Source organism: Candidatus Dormiibacterota bacterium, assembly GCA_036495095.1.
In the GTDB taxonomy this organism is placed as follows: domain Bacteria; phylum Chloroflexota; class Dormibacteria; order Aeolococcales; family Aeolococcaceae; genus CF-96.
This window is the reverse complement of sequence record DASXNK010000031.1, coordinates 45,863-61,148: the sequence shown is the minus strand read 5'-3', so window position 1 is coordinate 61,148 and position 15,286 is coordinate 45,863. Positions and strand designations below refer to the sequence as shown.

The 15,286-nt window shown below is 73.2% G+C and carries 16 protein-coding genes and 1 pseudogene; 8 read left to right on the top strand and 9 right to left on the bottom strand.

Going from position 1 to position 15,286, the window contains the following annotated elements:
• Nucleotides 1–118: 118 nt before the first annotated feature.
• The 6 genes from VGL20_03715 to VGL20_03690 form a co-directional block, all read right to left on the bottom strand.
• Nucleotides 119–1,381 (bottom strand): ABC transporter substrate-binding protein, encoded by a 1,263-nt coding sequence (locus VGL20_03715; GenBank protein HEY2702777.1) that lies wholly within the window; start codon nucleotides 1,379–1,381, stop codon nucleotides 119–121.
• On the bottom strand, nucleotides 1,378–2,568 hold the full coding sequence (locus VGL20_03710; protein ID HEY2702776.1) for a branched-chain amino acid ABC transporter permease: 1,191 nt from the start codon (nucleotides 2,566–2,568) through the stop codon (nucleotides 1,378–1,380). Before VGL20_03710 ends, VGL20_03715 begins: the two co-directional genes overlap by 4 nt.
• Nucleotides 2,561–3,457, bottom strand: coding sequence for a branched-chain amino acid ABC transporter permease (locus VGL20_03705; protein HEY2702775.1), 897 nt, complete (start codon nucleotides 3,455–3,457; stop codon nucleotides 2,561–2,563). The genes VGL20_03710 and VGL20_03705 overlap by 8 nt, the downstream gene beginning before the upstream one ends.
• Nucleotides 3,454–4,509, bottom strand: coding sequence for an ABC transporter ATP-binding protein (locus VGL20_03700; protein ID HEY2702774.1), 1,056 nt, complete (start codon nucleotides 4,507–4,509; stop codon nucleotides 3,454–3,456). The genes VGL20_03705 and VGL20_03700 overlap by 4 nt, the downstream gene beginning before the upstream one ends.
• Entirely contained in the window at nucleotides 4,497–5,291 is a 795-nt protein-coding gene (locus tag VGL20_03695) for an ABC transporter ATP-binding protein (GenBank protein HEY2702773.1), read from the bottom strand. Before VGL20_03695 ends, VGL20_03700 begins: the two co-directional genes overlap by 13 nt.
• A gap of 167 nt (nucleotides 5,292–5,458) precedes the next feature.
• Nucleotides 5,459–5,911 carry a MaoC family dehydratase gene (locus VGL20_03690; protein HEY2702772.1) on the bottom strand — a complete coding sequence of 151 codons (453 nt, stop codon included), beginning with the start codon at nucleotides 5,909–5,911 and terminating at the stop codon, nucleotides 5,459–5,461.
• Between the two features lie 134 nt (nucleotides 5,912–6,045).
• Here VGL20_03690 and VGL20_03685 point away from each other — a divergent pair, with 134 nt between their 5' ends.
• The 7 genes from VGL20_03685 to VGL20_03655 are packed head-to-tail and all read left to right on the top strand — an operon-like array spanning nucleotide 6,046 to nucleotide 12,635.
• Complete coding sequence (locus VGL20_03685) at nucleotides 6,046–7,467, top strand: ABC transporter substrate-binding protein (GenBank protein HEY2702771.1); 1,422 nt, start codon at nucleotides 6,046–6,048, stop codon at nucleotides 7,465–7,467.
• A gap of 16 nt (nucleotides 7,468–7,483) precedes the next feature.
• Entirely contained in the window at nucleotides 7,484–8,389 is a 906-nt protein-coding gene (locus tag VGL20_03680) for a branched-chain amino acid ABC transporter permease (protein ID HEY2702770.1), read from the top strand.
• Entirely contained in the window at nucleotides 8,386–9,393 is a 1,008-nt protein-coding gene (locus VGL20_03675; protein HEY2702769.1) for a branched-chain amino acid ABC transporter permease, read from the top strand. Before VGL20_03680 ends, VGL20_03675 begins: the two co-directional genes overlap by 4 nt.
• 2 nt (nucleotides 9,394–9,395) lie before the next feature.
• A complete protein-coding gene (locus VGL20_03670; GenBank protein ID HEY2702768.1) occupies nucleotides 9,396–10,166 on the top strand; it encodes an ABC transporter ATP-binding protein in 771 nt (256 codons plus the stop codon).
• Nucleotides 10,163–10,918, top strand: coding sequence for an ABC transporter ATP-binding protein (locus tag VGL20_03665; GenBank protein ID HEY2702767.1), 756 nt, complete (start codon nucleotides 10,163–10,165; stop codon nucleotides 10,916–10,918). The genes VGL20_03670 and VGL20_03665 overlap by 4 nt, the downstream gene beginning before the upstream one ends.
• Nucleotides 10,919–10,929: 11 nt before the next feature.
• Nucleotides 10,930–12,393 carry a hypothetical protein gene (locus tag VGL20_03660; protein ID HEY2702766.1) on the top strand — a complete coding sequence of 488 codons (1,464 nt, stop codon included), beginning with the start codon at nucleotides 10,930–10,932 and terminating at the stop codon, nucleotides 12,391–12,393.
• Nucleotides 12,390–12,635: a hypothetical protein gene (locus VGL20_03655; protein ID HEY2702765.1), complete on the top strand. Its 246-nt coding sequence runs from the start codon at nucleotides 12,390–12,392 to the stop codon at nucleotides 12,633–12,635. The genes VGL20_03660 and VGL20_03655 overlap by 4 nt, the downstream gene beginning before the upstream one ends.
• Nucleotides 12,636–12,651: 16 nt before the next feature.
• Here the strand turns inward: VGL20_03655 and VGL20_03650 are convergent, their stop codons facing one another.
• Nucleotides 12,652–12,903 carry a hypothetical protein gene (locus VGL20_03650; protein HEY2702764.1) on the bottom strand — a complete coding sequence of 84 codons (252 nt, stop codon included), beginning with the start codon at nucleotides 12,901–12,903 and terminating at the stop codon, nucleotides 12,652–12,654.
• Between the two features lie 148 nt (nucleotides 12,904–13,051).
• Here VGL20_03650 and VGL20_03645 point away from each other — a divergent pair, with 148 nt between their 5' ends.
• Complete coding sequence (locus VGL20_03645; protein ID HEY2702763.1) at nucleotides 13,052–13,978, top strand: DNA-3-methyladenine glycosylase 2 family protein; 927 nt, start codon at nucleotides 13,052–13,054, stop codon at nucleotides 13,976–13,978.
• Between the two features lie 9 nt (nucleotides 13,979–13,987).
• Here the strand turns inward: VGL20_03645 and VGL20_03640 are convergent.
• Nucleotides 13,988–14,572 (bottom strand): annotated as a pseudogene (locus tag VGL20_03640) (methyltransferase domain-containing protein).
• Nucleotides 14,573–14,580: 8 nt separating this feature from the next.
• On the bottom strand, nucleotides 14,581–15,246 hold the full coding sequence (locus VGL20_03635; GenBank protein ID HEY2702762.1) for a class E sortase: 666 nt from the start codon (nucleotides 15,244–15,246) through the stop codon (nucleotides 14,581–14,583).
• Nucleotides 15,247–15,286 lie beyond the last annotated feature (40 nt).

The window sequence follows — 15,286 nt, the reverse complement described above, 5'->3', positions numbered from 1 at the left end:
CCCACCCCTCTCCGGGGTGGCCCCCTGCCCGGGGAATCTCCGCCTCTGCGGAGGCCCTGGCGCCGGGTGAGGGGGCGGCGCCCGGCGCCGCCCCCCTCCGGTCAGTGATCCCGCCCGATCAGAGGCAGGGGCACTTGTAGGTCTCCGCCAGCGGAGCGGCGGTGAGGGGCTGCACGACCTTGAGACCGCCCTGGGCGGCGGAGTCCGGCTGGAGCACGTAGGCCTGGCGGGCCGGCGGCTGACCGGGCTTCGAGTAGTCCAGCGGGGCGATCAGGCCCTGGGTGTCGATGCTGCTCTGCTTCTGGAACGCCTTCAGCAGCGCCGACCGCTCCAGCGACCCGGCGTTGCAGGCCGCGTTGAGGACCGCATACATGATCTCGGCCTGCCCGTACCCGAAATCGACGCCCGCGTTGGGGGTGTCCTGCGGGTAGGCGGCGAGGTACTCGTCACGGACCGTCTTCGCACCCGGCGCGTCGCCGGCGAACGGCGAGGACGAGGCCGCCAGGAAGAAGCGCTTCTGCAGCCCGGTCTTCGCCGGCCCGGACAGCAGGGTGGGGACGAAGGTCGGGTTGTTGCCGAGGAAGGTGGCGTCGAATCCCTGGGCCTCCGCGATGGAGACCGCGGACGCCGCCTGGGTCGGGGTGCTCGTCAGCATGATGAACTTCGCCCCGGCCGCCTTGATCGCCTGGACCTGGGCGGTCATGTCCTTGTCGGTGGGCTGGATCTTCTGGGAGACGACGGTCAGGTTGTTGGCCTTCGCGTACGTGGTGGTGCCGAGCAGGCCGTCCTCGCCGTACTCGCCCTCGAGGTAGATGTGACCGACCTTGTCACCCGCCTTGAGGCCCTTGTTCTTCATCAGCCAGTCGAGGCCGTCGATCATCTCGAGGTCGTAGCTGGCGCCGCTGAGGACGATGTAGGGGTTGGTGAGCAGCTTCGACGACCACGACACCGGCTGGGTGAGGACGGTGTCGCTGGCGATGCTGTTGAGCAGCGCCGCGGTCATCGGCGAGCCCAGCAGCTCCTGGAACGCCAGCACCTGGGGCTGCATCGAGGTGTAGAGGGCGACCGCGTTCTGGACGTTGTACCCGTGGTCCTTGGTGAGCAGCTCGACGGTGCGGCCGCACACGCCGCCCTTCTTGTTCTGGTCCTGCCAGAAGAGGGTGGCGCCCTGCGTGACCGACTTCCCGAGTGCGGCGAACGCGCCGGTGAGATCGGTCAGCACGCCGAGGGTGATCTTGCTCGACGTCACCCCCGGTCCGGTGGGGATGCCGGGGGTGGATGCGCCGCCGCCGCTGCTCCCACTGCTGCCGCAGGCGGCAATCGCCAGCACACCGGTGGTGGCGAGTGCAACGTATCTCCAGGTGCGTACACGTGGCTTCATGCTGCCTCCTTCTGGGTGGATGGATGGGGGGATCGCCGAAGTCTGGATGCAAGCCGTGGCAGACGCCGGCCGAGTGCCGCCACACCGCCGGGCTCGAACACCAGCAGCAGGATGACGGCGGCGCCGTAGACGAACTGGGCGGCCACCGCGGCAGTCACGCCGCCGGAGCCGGTGGGTGCGAGAAAGGGCAGTGAGTCACTGTACTTCGCGAGGACCAGCGGCAGTGCGGTGACGAACAGCGCGCCGACCAGAGCGCCCCCCGGAGACCCCAGCCCGCCGATGACGATCATCGCCAGGAACGAGACCGTCAGCCCCAGCCCGAAGGTGTCGGGCACGACGTGGTGGTACGCGAGCGCGAGGATGCCGCCGCCCAGGCCCGCGTACATCGAGGAGAGGGTGAAGGCGTACGCCTTGTAGCGCACCACGTTGACCCCCAGCACCGAGGCGGCCACCTCACTGTCGCGCAGGCAGCGCAGCGCCCGTCCCGGCCGCCCCTTGAGCACGTTGACGAAGTACACGTAGGCGACCACCGTGCCGGCGAGGCCGAGGTACCAGAGCTTGCTGTTGCGGGTGAAGGGCACCCCGAGGACGCTCAGCGGCGAGCTGTCGAAGGCGAACCCGAAGAGGTTGAAGTCGGGCACGTCGCGGCCGTTGAAGCCGCCGCTCAGCTTCTGCGCGTTGAAGGCGATGTGGAGGCCCACGAAGACCAGCCCCAGTGAGGCGACGCCCAGGTAGATGCCGCGGAGCCGCGACGAGATCGGGCTGAAGAGGAGGCCGGCGAGCCCGGCGATGAGCACCGCGCCGATCATCGCGATCGGGGTGGGCAGCCCGAAGCCGCCCTGGATCGACGACGCGATCGTGGTGCCGGTGCCCTTGGTCGCCGAGGCGAGGTAGGTGTACGCGTAGGCTCCGACGGCGACGAAGAACGAGTGCGCCAGCGACAGCTGCCCGGCGCCGCCCACCAGCAGGGTGAGCCCGAGCGCCGCGATCATCGCCGCGAAGGCGAACACCCCGGACTGCAGCCAGAAGTCCTGGCCCTCGGTGTCGATCGTGCCCAGCACCAGGGGAACGAGGGCGATGAGCGCCACCACCACGATCCGCGCCACCACCGTCCGCAGGCCGGAGCGGCTCCTGGCGACGGCGGCGTCGGCGGCGCTCTCGAGGCTGCTGACGGCGACCTCAGACACGGGTGGCCTCCCGAGTGCCGAAGAGCCCGGTGGGCCGCACCAGGAGCACCGCCACCATCACGACGTAGGGCATCACCTGGTCGAAGCCGCGCCCCAGGAAGGTGAGGTTCGACTGGTAGCCGGCGGTGAGCACCTCGGCGACCCCGATCATCAGCCCGCCGACCACCGCGCCACCGGTGGAGTCGAGGCCGCCGAGGATCGCGGCGGGGAAGGCGCGCAGCGCCACGTCCCCGGTGCTGGCGTCCAGCCCGGCGCTGGGGAAGGCGGTGAGGAAGACTCCCGCGACCGCGGCGAGGGCGCCGGCGAGAACCCAGGCCACCGACGAGATCCGGCCCAGCCGGATTCCCATCAGCGATGCGGTCTCGGGGTCCTCGGCGGAGGCGCGCATGGCGACCCCGAACGAGGAGAACTTGAACCAGGCGAAGAAGGCGGCGAGGATCACCAGCGCGGTGCCGATCGCCCAGACCCGCGCCGTCGGCACGGTCAGCCCGGCGAAGTGGACGATGCCGTCGCGCCAGGGATCGCCCAGGGTCAGCACGTCGACGCCGATGCGGCGGGTGGTCTCGGTGCGGACGATCAGGTCGACGCCGATGGTCATGATGCTCACCGCGATCACCGACCGCCCCGCCATGGTGCGCACCAGGCCGCGCTCGATGACGAACGCGAGCACCCCGGCGATGGCGACGCCGAGCAGCACCGCCAGGTAGAAGTTGAGGTGGTTGGTGTAGCTGAAGCGCGAGATCGAGTACGCGCCCAGGGCGAGGATGCTGCCGTGGGCGAAGTTCACCACCTCGGTGGCCTTGAAGATGATCACGAACCCGAGGGCGAGCAGCGCATAGATCGAGCCCAGCGACAGGCCGTTGAACACGAACTGGACGAAGTCCTTCACGACGGCGGCTCCTCGCTCTCGTTCCATGCCCAGGCCGGGGGCGCACCCTGGGGTGACGGCGGCGCGGGTGGTGGGGGGCTGGCGGCTGGTGGGGCGGCGGCGGGAGGGGACGCCGGCAGCGACGGCTCCCGGTAGGAGTTGGGGTTGAAGCCGGGGCGCCCGTCCCTGCCCGGCGGCGCGAGGGCCCCCGGCGGCGGCGCGGGGGCGGCCGGCGGCGGTGCGGGGGCGGCCGCCGCGGGCGGGGCGGCCGCGGCGGCGCCGTCGTGGCCGGTGCCGAGGTAGGCGCGGATCACCTCCGGGTCGGAGCGCACCTGCACCGGCGGGCCGTCGGCGATGCGCCGGCCGAAGTCGAGCACGGTCACCTGGTCGGCGATGGTCATGACCAGGCCCATGTCGTGCTCGACCAGCAGGATGGAGATCCCCAGCCCCTCGCGGATGTCGCGGATGGCGGTGGCCATCTGTGCGGTCTCGGCGGCGTCCATGCCGGCGACCGGCTCGTCGAGCAGCAGGATGGCGGGCTCGACGCAGAGCGCCCGGGCCATCTCCACCCGCTTCTGGTCGCCGTAGGAGAGCTCGCCGGCGGGAAGCCGGAGCAGCCCGCCGATGCCGAGGAACTCGGCGATCTCGGTGACCCGGGCGCGGTGGCGGCGATCCTCGCGGGTCGCGAAGGGCAGCCGCAGCCCGGCGCCGAGGAAGCCGGCGCGGGTGAGGTGGTGGCGGCCCAGCATCAGGTTCTCCTCCACCGTTGCGGCGGGGAAGAGGGCGATGTTCTGGAAGGTGCGCGCCACCCCCAGGCCGGCGATGGCGTGAGGGGCCAGCCCGACCAGATCGACGCCGCCGAAGCTCACCGATCCCGACGCGGGCCGGTAGACGCCGGAGAGAACGTTGAACATCGTCGACTTCCCGGCGCCGTTGGGCCCGATGAGGGCGTGCACCGTGCCCGGCTCGACCGAGAACGAGACGTCGTCGAGCGCGGTCAGACCGGCGAAGCGGACGGTGATGCCGCTGACGGCGAGGGTGGAGCCGGACCCGGGGCTGCTCACGGCACCCAGGTCCCCAGCCGGCGACGCGCGGTGGTGCCGGACGCCGCCTCGGCCACGGCCCGCTCACCGCCGTGGCCGAGGTACAGGTCGCGCACCTCGGTGCTCGCCGACAGCTCGGCGGCGGTGCCGGTGAGCGAGACCTGCCCGAGGTCGAGCACCACCGCCCGCGCGGCCACCTCCAGCGCCATCGTCGTGTTCTGCTCGACGAGCAGCACCGTGGTTCCCTGGCGGTTGATCTGGGCGATGATCTCGCCGATCCGCCCCACCACCAGCGGCGCCAGCCCGAGCGACGGCTCGTCGAGCAGCAGCAGCCGCGGCGAGGACATCAGCGCTCGGCCGATCGCGAGCATCTGCTGCTCGCCTCCGGAGAGCAGCCCGGCGCGCTGCTCGGCGCGCTCCTGGAGGATCGGGAAGAGCTCGACGACGCGGCGGCGCGCGTTGCCGAGCTGCTTGCGGTCACGGACGCTGTATCCCCCGGCGCGGAGGTTCTCGTCGACGGTGAGCCGGGTGAAGATCCGCCGGCCCTCGGGCACCTGGACGATCCCGCCGTCGACCACCTCGGCCGGGGGCAGCCCGTTGAGCCGCCGGCCCTCGAACTCCAGGCTGCCCTCGGCGATGTGCCCGCCGCACATCCGCAGCGTCGACGAGATCGCCCGCAGCAGCGTGGACTTGCCCGCGCCGTTGCTGCCGAGCACCGCGACCACCTCGCCCTCGGCGACCGACAGAGAAACGCCACGGAGGGCCTGCACCACCCCCCCGTAGGTCACCCTCAACTCGCGTACGGTCAGCATCGAATGCGCCTCGCCCCCAAAGCGCGGCCGGTGGCCTCGCAGATGCGGCCCGGATGGTATCCGATGCCACGGCCGCCTGATCGTGACCGGCGGATTCCCGACATTGATACCTACAAATGCATGATGTGGAGATCAGGTCAGCCTCGAGGGGCTGGCGGGCGGGGCGGCTACACGTGGAAGCGCATCAGCGACTCGGCGACGCAGGCGGGCCTGTCGACACCCTCGATCTCGAAGGTCACGGTGACGGTGGCCTGGAGGCCGCCCTTCACCTCCTCGACGGTGGTGAGCTCGGCGCCGGCGCGGATCCTGGAGCCGACCCGCACCGGGGTCACGAAGCGCACCCGGTTGAGCCCGTAGTTGATGACCATCCCGACGCCGTCGACCTGGAGCAGCTCGAAGATCATCTCGGGGAGCATCGACAGGGTGAGGAAGCCGTGGGCGATGGTGCCGCCGAAGGGGCCCGCCGCGGCGCGCTCGAGGTCGACGTGGATCCATTGGTGGTCACCGGTGGCGTCGGCGAACCGGTTCACCTGGTCCTGGGTGATCTCGCGCCAGGCGCTGTGACCGAGGTGGCTGCCCTGCGCCGCGCGCATCGCCTCCGGGCTCTCGAACCGCTCCATGCCGTTCTCCCTGTTGTCGGACCGCCGCCCCATCTTGCCCCAGAGCGTCCCGCCGATGCCCCGGGACGGGCGGCGCGACCGTCTCGCTATCCTGACGGCGTGGCGCGCTGCGTCACTGGTGAACGGAGGTTCCCGTGGAGCTGCGCGAGCGGGTCGTCGTCGTCTTCCTGACGGTGGCGATCGTCACCACCCTCGGCCTCGGCGGCGTGGTCGCCTGGCGCTTCGCGCACCCCGTCTACGACCGCACCGCGCTGCGGATGATCCCACCCGGCACCGGCGACACCTCCGGCACCGCGGCACCGCAGGATCCGGTGACGGGCACGCCCGGCGGCTCCACCGGCTCCACCGGCTCCACCGGCGCCACCGCACCGGGCGTGCAGGGGCCGGTCGCCGGCCCCGGCACCGGCACCGGGGCGGCCACCGGCGGCACCCATGCCCGCCCCGGCACCCCCGTCCCGGCTGCGGGCGCGGCCGCGGGCGTCTCCGGCGGGGTCATCACCGTGGGCGGCATCTTCGACGAGACCGGCCCGCTCGACGCCACCGTGCAGCGCGATACCGTGCGCGCCTACTTCAACCAGGTCAACGCCACCGGCGGGGTCAACGGCTACCGGTTCCGGCTCGTCGACTGCGACTCCGCCTTCGATCCCACCCGCGGCCACCAGTGCTCGGAGCGGCTGGTCGGCTCCGGGGTGCTCGCCATGGTCGGCTGGCTGTCGGCGAGCAGCGAGCAGGCCGAGACCGCCTACCTCGCATCGCAGGGCGTCCCCGTGGTCGGCGGCCTCGGCGTCCCGGCCGAGTTCGAGTCGCCGCTGTCCTTCCCGGTCAGCCCCAACCTGCTCGGCCCCACGGTCGAGGGGCTGGCCGCGCACGCCGTCGACCTCGGCATCCACGCACCGGCGGTGGTGGTCATCAACAGCCCCTTCACCGGTCCGGTGGCTCAGCGGATCACCGACAGCCTCCACCGGCACGGCATCCACGAGAAGAGCGTCGACCTCGCCGACGCCACCAAGCCCGACTACACCGACCTGGCGGTGAAGATCCGCCTCGAGGGCGCCGACTCGATCATCGCCGGCCTCGACCCCTTCTCGTACGCGCGCTTCTTCCAGGCGCTCGACCGGCAGAACTTCCACCCCACCTTCCTCGGCTTCGGCATGGACAAGAAGTCGGCGGAGAAGCAGTACGGACCCGCGGCGTACAACGCGGAGTCGGTGACCCCGTTCATCGAGCCAGACGAGCACATGAGTTTGCCGGCGATGAGCGAGTACTACGGGGCGGTGCAGCGCTACTACCCCGCCCAGGTCGACGCCCTCGACGTCTTCTCCGAGGGGACCTGGGTGGCCGCCAAGCTCTTCGTCGAGGCGGTGCGCCGCCTCGGGACGACTCCGCCCACCAGCCGGTCGCTGGTCGACTCGCTCGACCACATCACGAGGTGGGACAACGGGCTGACGGTGCCGCTCACCTTCACCCCGGGGCCGCACGATCCGAACCACTGCGTCCAGTGGATCCGCAACCAGCAGGGCACGTGGCACACGTACTCCGGCTGGAACTGCTTCTGACCGCGTGTCCCCGTCTGTGATCGCGTCGTTGTCCGGCTTCTCGCTGCTGCCCAGCTACACGGTCATCGGGCTCACCCTGGGCGGCGTCTACGCGCTCGCCGCGACCGGGCTGGTGCTGATCTACCGGGTCTCCGGGGTGCTGAACTTCGCCCACGGGGCGGTGGCGATGTTCTCCACCTTCGTCGCCTACCAGGTCTCCGTGGTCGCCGGGATCCCCTCGCTGATCGGCCTGCTCGCGGCCGTCGCCACCGGCGCCCTGCTGGGATTCGTCATCGAGTTCCTCACCATCCGGCCGCTCACCGGACGGCCACCGCTGACCAAGGTGGCGGTGACGATCGCCTGGCTGCTGGTGCTGCAGACCGCGGCGGGCATCATCTGGGGCTCCACCGGCTACCACCGCCCGGTGCAGCTGGTGGGCAGCAACGGGTTCACCGTGCCGCTCACCAACGTGGTGGTGGGATTCGACCAGCTCACCATCTTCCTGGTCGCGATCGGGCTCTCCCTGGGCACCTCGGCGCTGCTGCGCTGGACCTCGCTGGGGGCGCAGATGCGCGCCGTCGCCGACGACCCCCAGGCGGCCCGGCTCTGGGGCATCGACGTCGACCGGGTCTCGGCGGCCTCCTGGATGATCGGCTCGGCGATGGCCGCGGTCGCCGGGGTGCTGATCACCCCGCTGCTCAACTTCGACACCTACTCGCTCACCGTGCTGGTGATCGACGCCTTCACCGCCGCGCTGATCGGGCGCCTCACCAACCTCCCCCTCACCGTCGTCGGGGCGATCCTGCTGGGACTGGTGCAGTACTACCCCAAGGCCTTCTTCACCCAGGCCGGGCTCAGCGAGCTGAGCACCTTCGTCCTGGCGCTGATCACCCTCGCGGTGGTGTTCCGGCCGGGGCTGGCCGCATCACGGGGACGCGGATGACCGGGGCGGTGTCGCGCAACCGGCGGCTCGGCCTCGCCGCGCTGGTGGCCGCGGTGGCGCTGCTCCCCGCCCTCGAGTCCGACTTCCAGCGCGGGCTCGACTCCGACGCCGTGATCATCGCCCTCCTGGTGCTCTCGGTGGTGGTGCTCACCGGCTTCGTCGGGCAGATCTCCTTCTGCCAGTACTCCTTCGCCGCCATGGGCGCCTTCACGGTGGGGTCGCTGATGGACGGTCACGGCTGGTCGTTCTGGCTGGCGCTGCCGGTCGCGGTCGCGGTGGCGGTGCTCGCCGGGGTGCTGGTCGGCATCCCCGCGCTGCGCCTCTCGGGCCTGCTGCTCGCGGTGCTCACCGTGGCGGTGGCGCTCTTCACCGACCGGTTCCTGCTGGTCACCGGCACCTGGGACGGATTCAGCGGCGGCGCCGTCCCCTGGCACCCCACCCGGCCGTCGCTGCTCGGCGCCCCCCTCACCGGCTCGTACGCGTACTACCTGTTCGCCCTGGCCATCCTCTGCGTCGCGGTGGTGCTGGTGTGGAACCTCCGCCGCGGGAAGGCGGGCCGGGTGCTGCGCGCGGTGCGCGACTCCGAGCTCGCCGCCGCCACCGTGGGCCTGGACGTCACCGCCTGGAAGCTCGCCGCCTTCGGGCTCTCCGCGGGGATCGCCGGGCTCGCCGGCGCCCTGCTCGCGGTGCGGATCGGCTCGGTGAGCCCCGGCTCCTACGACTTCCTCCACTCCGTGCAGCTCACCGCGCTCGCCACCGTGATGGGGGTGAGCGCCATCGCCGCGGCCCCCGCCGCCGGCATCGCCACCGTCTTCGGCCCCGAGGTGCTGAGCGGCATCTCGGTCTCCTCCACCTGGTTCCCCCTGCTCATCGGCGGCACCCTCATCCTCCAGCTGGTGCTGGTGCCCGAGGGGGCGGTGGTGCGCACCCGGCACGACATCGCGCGGCTCGGCCGGCTGCTCTCCGGACGCCGCCGGCGCGACCCCGTCGCCAGGGTGGCCTGAGAATGACCGTTCTCCTGCAGATCGACGGCGTCTCCAAGCGCTACGGCGGCGTGCAGGCCCTCTCCGACGTCTCCTTCCGGGTGGAGCGGGGCCAGATCAAGGGGCTGATCGGGCCCAACGGCGCGGGCAAGACCTCGCTGTTCAACTGCGTCTGCGGCGTGCTCCGGGTCGACGGCGGGCACATCCGCTACGCCGGGCGCGACCTCCACGGCCTGGCGCCGCACCGCCGCGCCCGCCTCGGCATCGCCCGCACCTTCCAGACCCTCGAGCTCTTCCGCGAGCTCACCGTGCTGGAGAACCTGATGGTGCCGGTCGACGCCGCCGCCCGGCGGGGCCTGATCGCTGACGCCCTGCGCCTGCCCCGGGCGCGCTTCGAGGAGCACCGCGCCGACGAGCGCGCCCGCGCCCTGCTCCACTTCCTCGGGATCGCCGAGGTCGCCGGCATCCCCGGGGGCGACCTGGCGATCGGCATCCAGCGCCGGGTCGAGCTGGGCCGTGCCCTGGCGCTGCGCCCCACCCTGCTGCTCCTCGACGAGCCCGCCGCCGGCCTCGACTCGCGCGAGACCGCCGAGCTCGCCGGGGTGCTGAACCGCATCCGCGAGCGCTTCGGCACCACCATGCTGCTGGTCGACCACGACATGTCGCTGGTGATGCGCGTGTGCGACGACATCGCCGTGCTCGACTACGGGCGGCTGATCGCCGAGGGGCCCCCGGAGCGCATCCGCGAGGACCCCACCGTGGTCCGCGCCTACCTCGGCGAGAGCGCGGCATGACGCCGCTCCTCAGCGTCCGCGGCCTGCGCGCCGGGTACGGCGGCATCCCGGTGCTCTTCCAGGTCGACCTCGAGGTCGGCGAGGGCGAGATCGTCGCCCTGCTCGGCGCCAACGGGGCGGGCAAGACCACCACCCTGCGCGCAGTCTCGGGGATGATCCCGCTGATGGCGGGGAGCGTCAGCCTGGGCGGCGAGACCGTGAGCGGCCTGCCCGCGCAGCGGCTCGCCCGCCTCGGCATCGTCCACATCCCCGAGGGGCGCGGGGTCTTCCCCTCCCTCGAGGTCGAGGAGACGCTGCGCCTCGCCGCCAGCATGGCCGGGGTGCCGCGGCGCGAGGTCGCGGGCACGCTCGACGAGATGTACACGACCTTTCCCTCGCTGGCCCGACGGCGCGGCCAGGCGGCCCGGCACCTCAGCGGCGGCGAGCAGCAGATGCTCGCCCTCGCCCGCGGGCTGATCCACAGGCCGCGGCTGCTGATGGTCGACGAGATGTCCCAGGGCCTGGCCCCGACGGTGGTCGACGCCCTCTTCGCGCTGGTGGCGACGCTGCCCGCCCGGGGCACATCGCTGCTCCTGGTCGAGCAGTTCGTGAGCCGCGCCCTCGCCCTCGCCTCGCGCGCCTACGTGCTCGAGAAGGGCGAGCTCAGCTACGTGGGGAGCGCCGCGGCCCTGGCCGCCGACGAGTCCTTCGTGCGCGGCTCCTATCTCGGTGATGCGGGCGCGCCCGCAGGGGTGGGAGGATCTCGGGGATGAGGACCATGGGGATGAGGACGATGCGAGGCGTGGTGATCGCGGCGCTGGCCGGCACCGTCGCCCTGGGCGCCGCCGCCGGGCTGGGCAGCGGGGCCAGCCCGGTGCGGGCGGCGGTCGGCCTCGGCGTGGCCAACGGCACCGTCAACGCCGGCGCCGACCACGTGGCCGTCGGCAGCGGCATCTTCCCCAACTTCAAGAGCGGCGCCATCGACAGCTGGGTGCCGCTCTCCCACGCCCACGTCGACAACTCCCCCTTCGCCGAGGGCACCGCGACCCCGCTCGACACCGGGCCGGGGGCGCAGACCGTCGCGGGCACGGCGAGCAAGCAGCAGCCGCAGTACGCCGAGGCGCGCTACCCCAAGGCCGACAACACCGCCGACACGTTCGGCTCGCCGGGCGGTCCATACGCCCATGTCACCGCCGTCCCCGGGGCCGCGACGGCCACCGCGACGATGGCCGGCGGTGGCGTCCCCGCAGGTCCTCCCGCGCCGGGCGGGCAGAGCGCCGGGCGCGGCGCCCAGCTCGCCGCGCTCGACGCCGCCCTGCAGGCCTGGCGGGCGCGCTTCCTCACCCCGGCGGCGGCGCTGGCGTATCCGGCCGTCCATCCCGACGCGGCCGAGCCCGACGGCGTCCTCGCCGGCACCAGCAGCGCCTCGGTCGTGATCGACCCGGCCACCGGCCTCGTCGACAGCGGGGACGCGCGGGTCGGGAGCGCCTCCTTCGGGGGCGGCAGCGTGCTCATCCGCAACATCCACGTCAGCGTCTCGGTCACCAACGCCGGCACCCCCCACCAGACCTCGACCGTCGACCTCGGCCAGGTGACCGTGGGCGGCATGCCGGTGAGCGTGGGCTCGGGCGGGGTCAGCCCGGGGGGCGGCGCGGTGGTGCCCCTCGACCAGCTCCAGCAGGCGACCGAGCAGCTCAACACCGCACTCGCCAAGGGCGGGCTGACCCTCCGCGCGGTGGCTCCGGCGGTGACCTCCTCGGGCAACCAGGTGACCGTGGACGCCACCGGCATCCACGTCGACGTCCAGCAGCCGGCGACCGCGCCCGGCGTGCCCACCCAGTTCGTCGAGCACACCGTCGGCGAGGTCTTCGCCGACTCGCTCGCGGTGCCGGCGGCGCCGCTGCCCGAGCTGCTGCCGCTGCTGCCGCTGTCGCCGGGGACGGGGACGGCGCTGGCGAGCACCGGCCAGTCCGGCTCGTCCACCGGGGGCTCCTCCCTCGGAGCGGGCACGGGCAGCCTGAGCGGGAGCACGGGCGGGGGCGCGTCGTCCCTCTCGGGCTCGAGCTCGGGCTCGACCCCGCGCGGCGCCACCGGGGCGCGCAGCGGCCTGGCCCCGAGCATGGTGGCCACCGGGGTGACCCGGCAGAAGCCGCTCTGGCTGCTGCTGCTCTACTTCATGTGGCAGGCGCTGGTGATCGGCGCCGCGGTGAGCCTGTGGTGGTGGCGGGCGGCGAGGACGGCAGCATGAGCTTGGCCATGGCACGGCTGCGCCGCCACAGCGACCCTCAGGCGATCTGCCCGGTCGACCAGTGGGTGTTCACCCCCCGCTACACCGAGGGGCGCTGCCCGCTCTGCGACTGGCAGGCCCCGGGCGGCGAGAGCTACGTGGGCCGCACCGGCCGCGACCTGTTCTGGCCGGGCATGGTGGTGCTGCTCCTGGTCTCGCTGGCGATGGGCATCCTGGTGGTGCTCACCTACCTCCGCTCCTGATTCAGGCTCCCTCCGCTCAGGCGGCGGGACGCTCTCCCCGGGTGCGTCCGAGGTAGCGGCGCAGATCCTCGTCGGCGGCCCTGCTGGCCTCGTCGGTCTCGGTCGCAAGCTCGAGAAGCTGGGCGAAGCGCTCCAGCGCCACCCCCTCGTCGCACGCCCTGAGGTCGTGCCACCGGCCGCATTTGGGACAGTTCCAGCTGGTCACCGTGGTGCCTCGACCGTCCCACGCGGCGGGAGGGCGGCCACGGGACGGGATGGCCGCACTCACCATGCGATGCTCCGCCCAGCCCGCAAAAGATCCGGTGTGGATCCTGTGACATGGCTGCACCTCGTGCAACGCGGGTCCGTGCACTTTCCTGCGCCGCCAATTCAGGACACGTACCGTGAGGCCGCGCCGGCTGCCACGATGGCGGGCGATGACCGCCGTCGACCCCTCCCCCGCCCCTCCGCTCCGCACCCTGCTCCGCACCCGGCTGCCGGTCGACCTCCGGCTCACCCTGTTCCCGCTCTGGCGGGGCGGGCGTGACCCGTCGATGCGGCTCGGCGACGGGGAGGTGTGGCGCGCCACCCGCACCCCGCTCGGCGCCGCCACCCTGCGGCTGCGCGCCGGCGACGGCGGCCTGACCGCGGAGGCGTGGGGCCCGGGGGCGACGTGGGCGCTCGAGGGCGCGGCCGCGCTCGCCGGCCAGCTCGACGACGACTCGGACTTCCGCCCCGCGGGCGGGCTGGTGGCGGCGCTGCGCCGCCGGCTGCCGGGGCTGCGCCTCGCCCGCACCGGTGGGGTGCTCGAGCCGCTCGTCGCCACCGTGGTGGAGCAGCGGGTGAGCGGGAAGGAGGCGTGGACCGGCTTCGCGGCGCTGGTGCGGGCCCTCGGCGAGCCCGCCCCCGGCCCCGGAGGCCTGCTCCTCCCCCCCTCCCCCGCGGTGCTCGCCGGCACCCCCAGCTGGGACTACCACCGGCTCGGCATCGAGCGCCAGCGCGGCGACACCATCCGCCGCGCCGCCCGGGCGGCGTCACGGCTGGAGGAGGCGGGGAGCATGGCCGCCGCCGACGCCCTGGCGCGGCTCCAGGCGGTTCCGGGGGTGGGGGTCTGGACGGCGAACTCGGTGGCGCTCGCCGCCCTCGGCGACGCCGACGCGGTGCCGCTCGGCGACTGGAACCTCCCCCACACCGTGACCTTCGCGCTCACCGGCAGGCCGCGGGGGAGCGACGCCGAGATGCTCGAGCTGCTCGCGCCCTACCCCGGCCACCGCGGCCGGGTGCTGCGGCTGCTCCTCGCCGCCGGCCTGCGGGCCCCCCGCTTCGGTCCCCGCCAGCGGGTGCGCGACCTCCGCGCGATCTAGCGACGCGGTGCGGTGGAGCGACACGGCGTAGTCACCGCCCGGGCTCCACGGATGCCGTTCCCAGGTCGCCCAGCGCTGCTCCAGGCGGAGCCCGGCGGCGGCGCAGAGCTGGTCGTAGCGGGCCAGGCCGAGACGCCCGGGCTGGAGCTGGAAGCCGGCCACCAGGGCGCCGCCGGGGACGAGGTGGCGCGCCAGGTTGGCGACCACCGCGCCCTCGCTCCCGGGGGCGAGGAAGATCATCACGTTGCCGGCGAGCACCACCACCTCGAAGCGGCGGAGCTCGCCCGGCGGCCGGTGCAGGGCGACCCGGGCGAGGTCGGCCTCGACCCAGGTCAGGTCGGGCGCCTTGCGCCGGGCGGTGGCGAGCATCTCCGGGTCGATGTCGACGCCCAGCACCTCGATCCCCCGCCGGGCCAGCTCGATCCCGACCCGGCCGGTGCCGCAACCGGCGTCGAGCACCGTCGCCGGCTGCAGGCTGGCGACCAGGTCGGCCTCGCCGTGGACGCCGGGACCGGTGGTGGGGCGCTCGGCGAGGCGGCGGTCGTACTCGTCGCCGCCCTCGGAGCGCGAGCTGAGCCAGCGGTTGGAGCTCAGGGGGAGCCCTACTGCGCGCCCGTGCCGGTGACCAGCGTGGCCCGCCAGACCAGCCGCTGGCTGTCCACCCAGAAGGGGGTGCAGGTGATCAGCGTCAGGTCGTGGCCGTCGGTGGAGGTCAGCTGGGTGACCTTCGACGGGGCCAGCTGCCAGCGGCCGGTGATCCGGTACGCCCAGGTCTTGCAGCTGCGGTCCTGGACGTCGACGATGTCGCCGACGTTGAGCTGGTCGATGTGCTCGTATTCGGGCTCGCGATGGAAGGCGATGATGTCGTTGCCCTTCTGGCCCGGAGCCGCGGTGCCCTGGTAGTGGACCATCGAGCGGTGCAGGAGCAGGTCCCAGGTGCCGTCGCCGGCAACCCCGGCGTAGCCGTACTGGGCGAGGCTGGGGAAGGAGACCCGGGCGTAGTTCGTCGCCGCGTCGCCGGTGCCGCACTGGCCGGCGTAGTTGGCGGCGCCGCCGCCCACCAGCGCCTGGGAGCCGCCCCCGTTCCACTGGTTGAGGGCGTTGTCGTCCACCCTGTTCCGCTGCCACAGGGCCCAGAGCGGCGGCACGATCAGCGCCAGGCCGAAGCCGACCAGGACGAGGCCGACGAGCACGCCGACCAGGCGGAAGGGGCCGAGGCGGCGGCCGGAGCCGGGACGGGCGGAGGCGCGGGCACGGCTGGAGGACATCGCAGCCCATCATTCCACCCTCGGGCACCACGGCGGGCCA

What these genes read in the sequence shown, in the direction of transcription:
- VGL20_03715 (HEY2702777.1), bottom strand. Translation starts at nt 1,381, where the DNA reads ATGAAGCCACGTGTACGCACCTGGAGATACGTTGCACTCGCCACCACC.
- VGL20_03695 (HEY2702773.1), bottom strand. Translation starts at nt 5,291, where the DNA reads ATGCTGACCGTACGCGAGTTGAGGGTGACCTACGGGGGGGTGGTGCAG.
- VGL20_03690 (HEY2702772.1), bottom strand. Translation starts at nt 5,911, where the DNA reads ATGGAGCGGTTCGAGAGCCCGGAGGCGATGCGCGCGGCGCAGGGCAGC.
- VGL20_03675 (HEY2702769.1), top strand. Translation starts at nt 8,386, where the DNA reads ATGACCGGGGCGGTGTCGCGCAACCGGCGGCTCGGCCTCGCCGCGCTG.
- VGL20_03670 (HEY2702768.1), top strand. Translation starts at nt 9,396, where the DNA reads ATGACCGTTCTCCTGCAGATCGACGGCGTCTCCAAGCGCTACGGCGGC.
- VGL20_03665 (HEY2702767.1), top strand. Translation starts at nt 10,163, where the DNA reads ATGACGCCGCTCCTCAGCGTCCGCGGCCTGCGCGCCGGGTACGGCGGC.
- VGL20_03660 (HEY2702766.1), top strand. Translation starts at nt 10,930, where the DNA reads ATGAGGACGATGCGAGGCGTGGTGATCGCGGCGCTGGCCGGCACCGTC.
- VGL20_03655 (HEY2702765.1), top strand. Translation starts at nt 12,390, where the DNA reads ATGAGCTTGGCCATGGCACGGCTGCGCCGCCACAGCGACCCTCAGGCG.
- VGL20_03645 (HEY2702763.1), top strand. Translation starts at nt 13,052, where the DNA reads ATGACCGCCGTCGACCCCTCCCCCGCCCCTCCGCTCCGCACCCTGCTC.
- VGL20_03635 (HEY2702762.1), bottom strand. Translation starts at nt 15,246, where the DNA reads ATGTCCTCCAGCCGTGCCCGCGCCTCCGCCCGTCCCGGCTCCGGCCGC.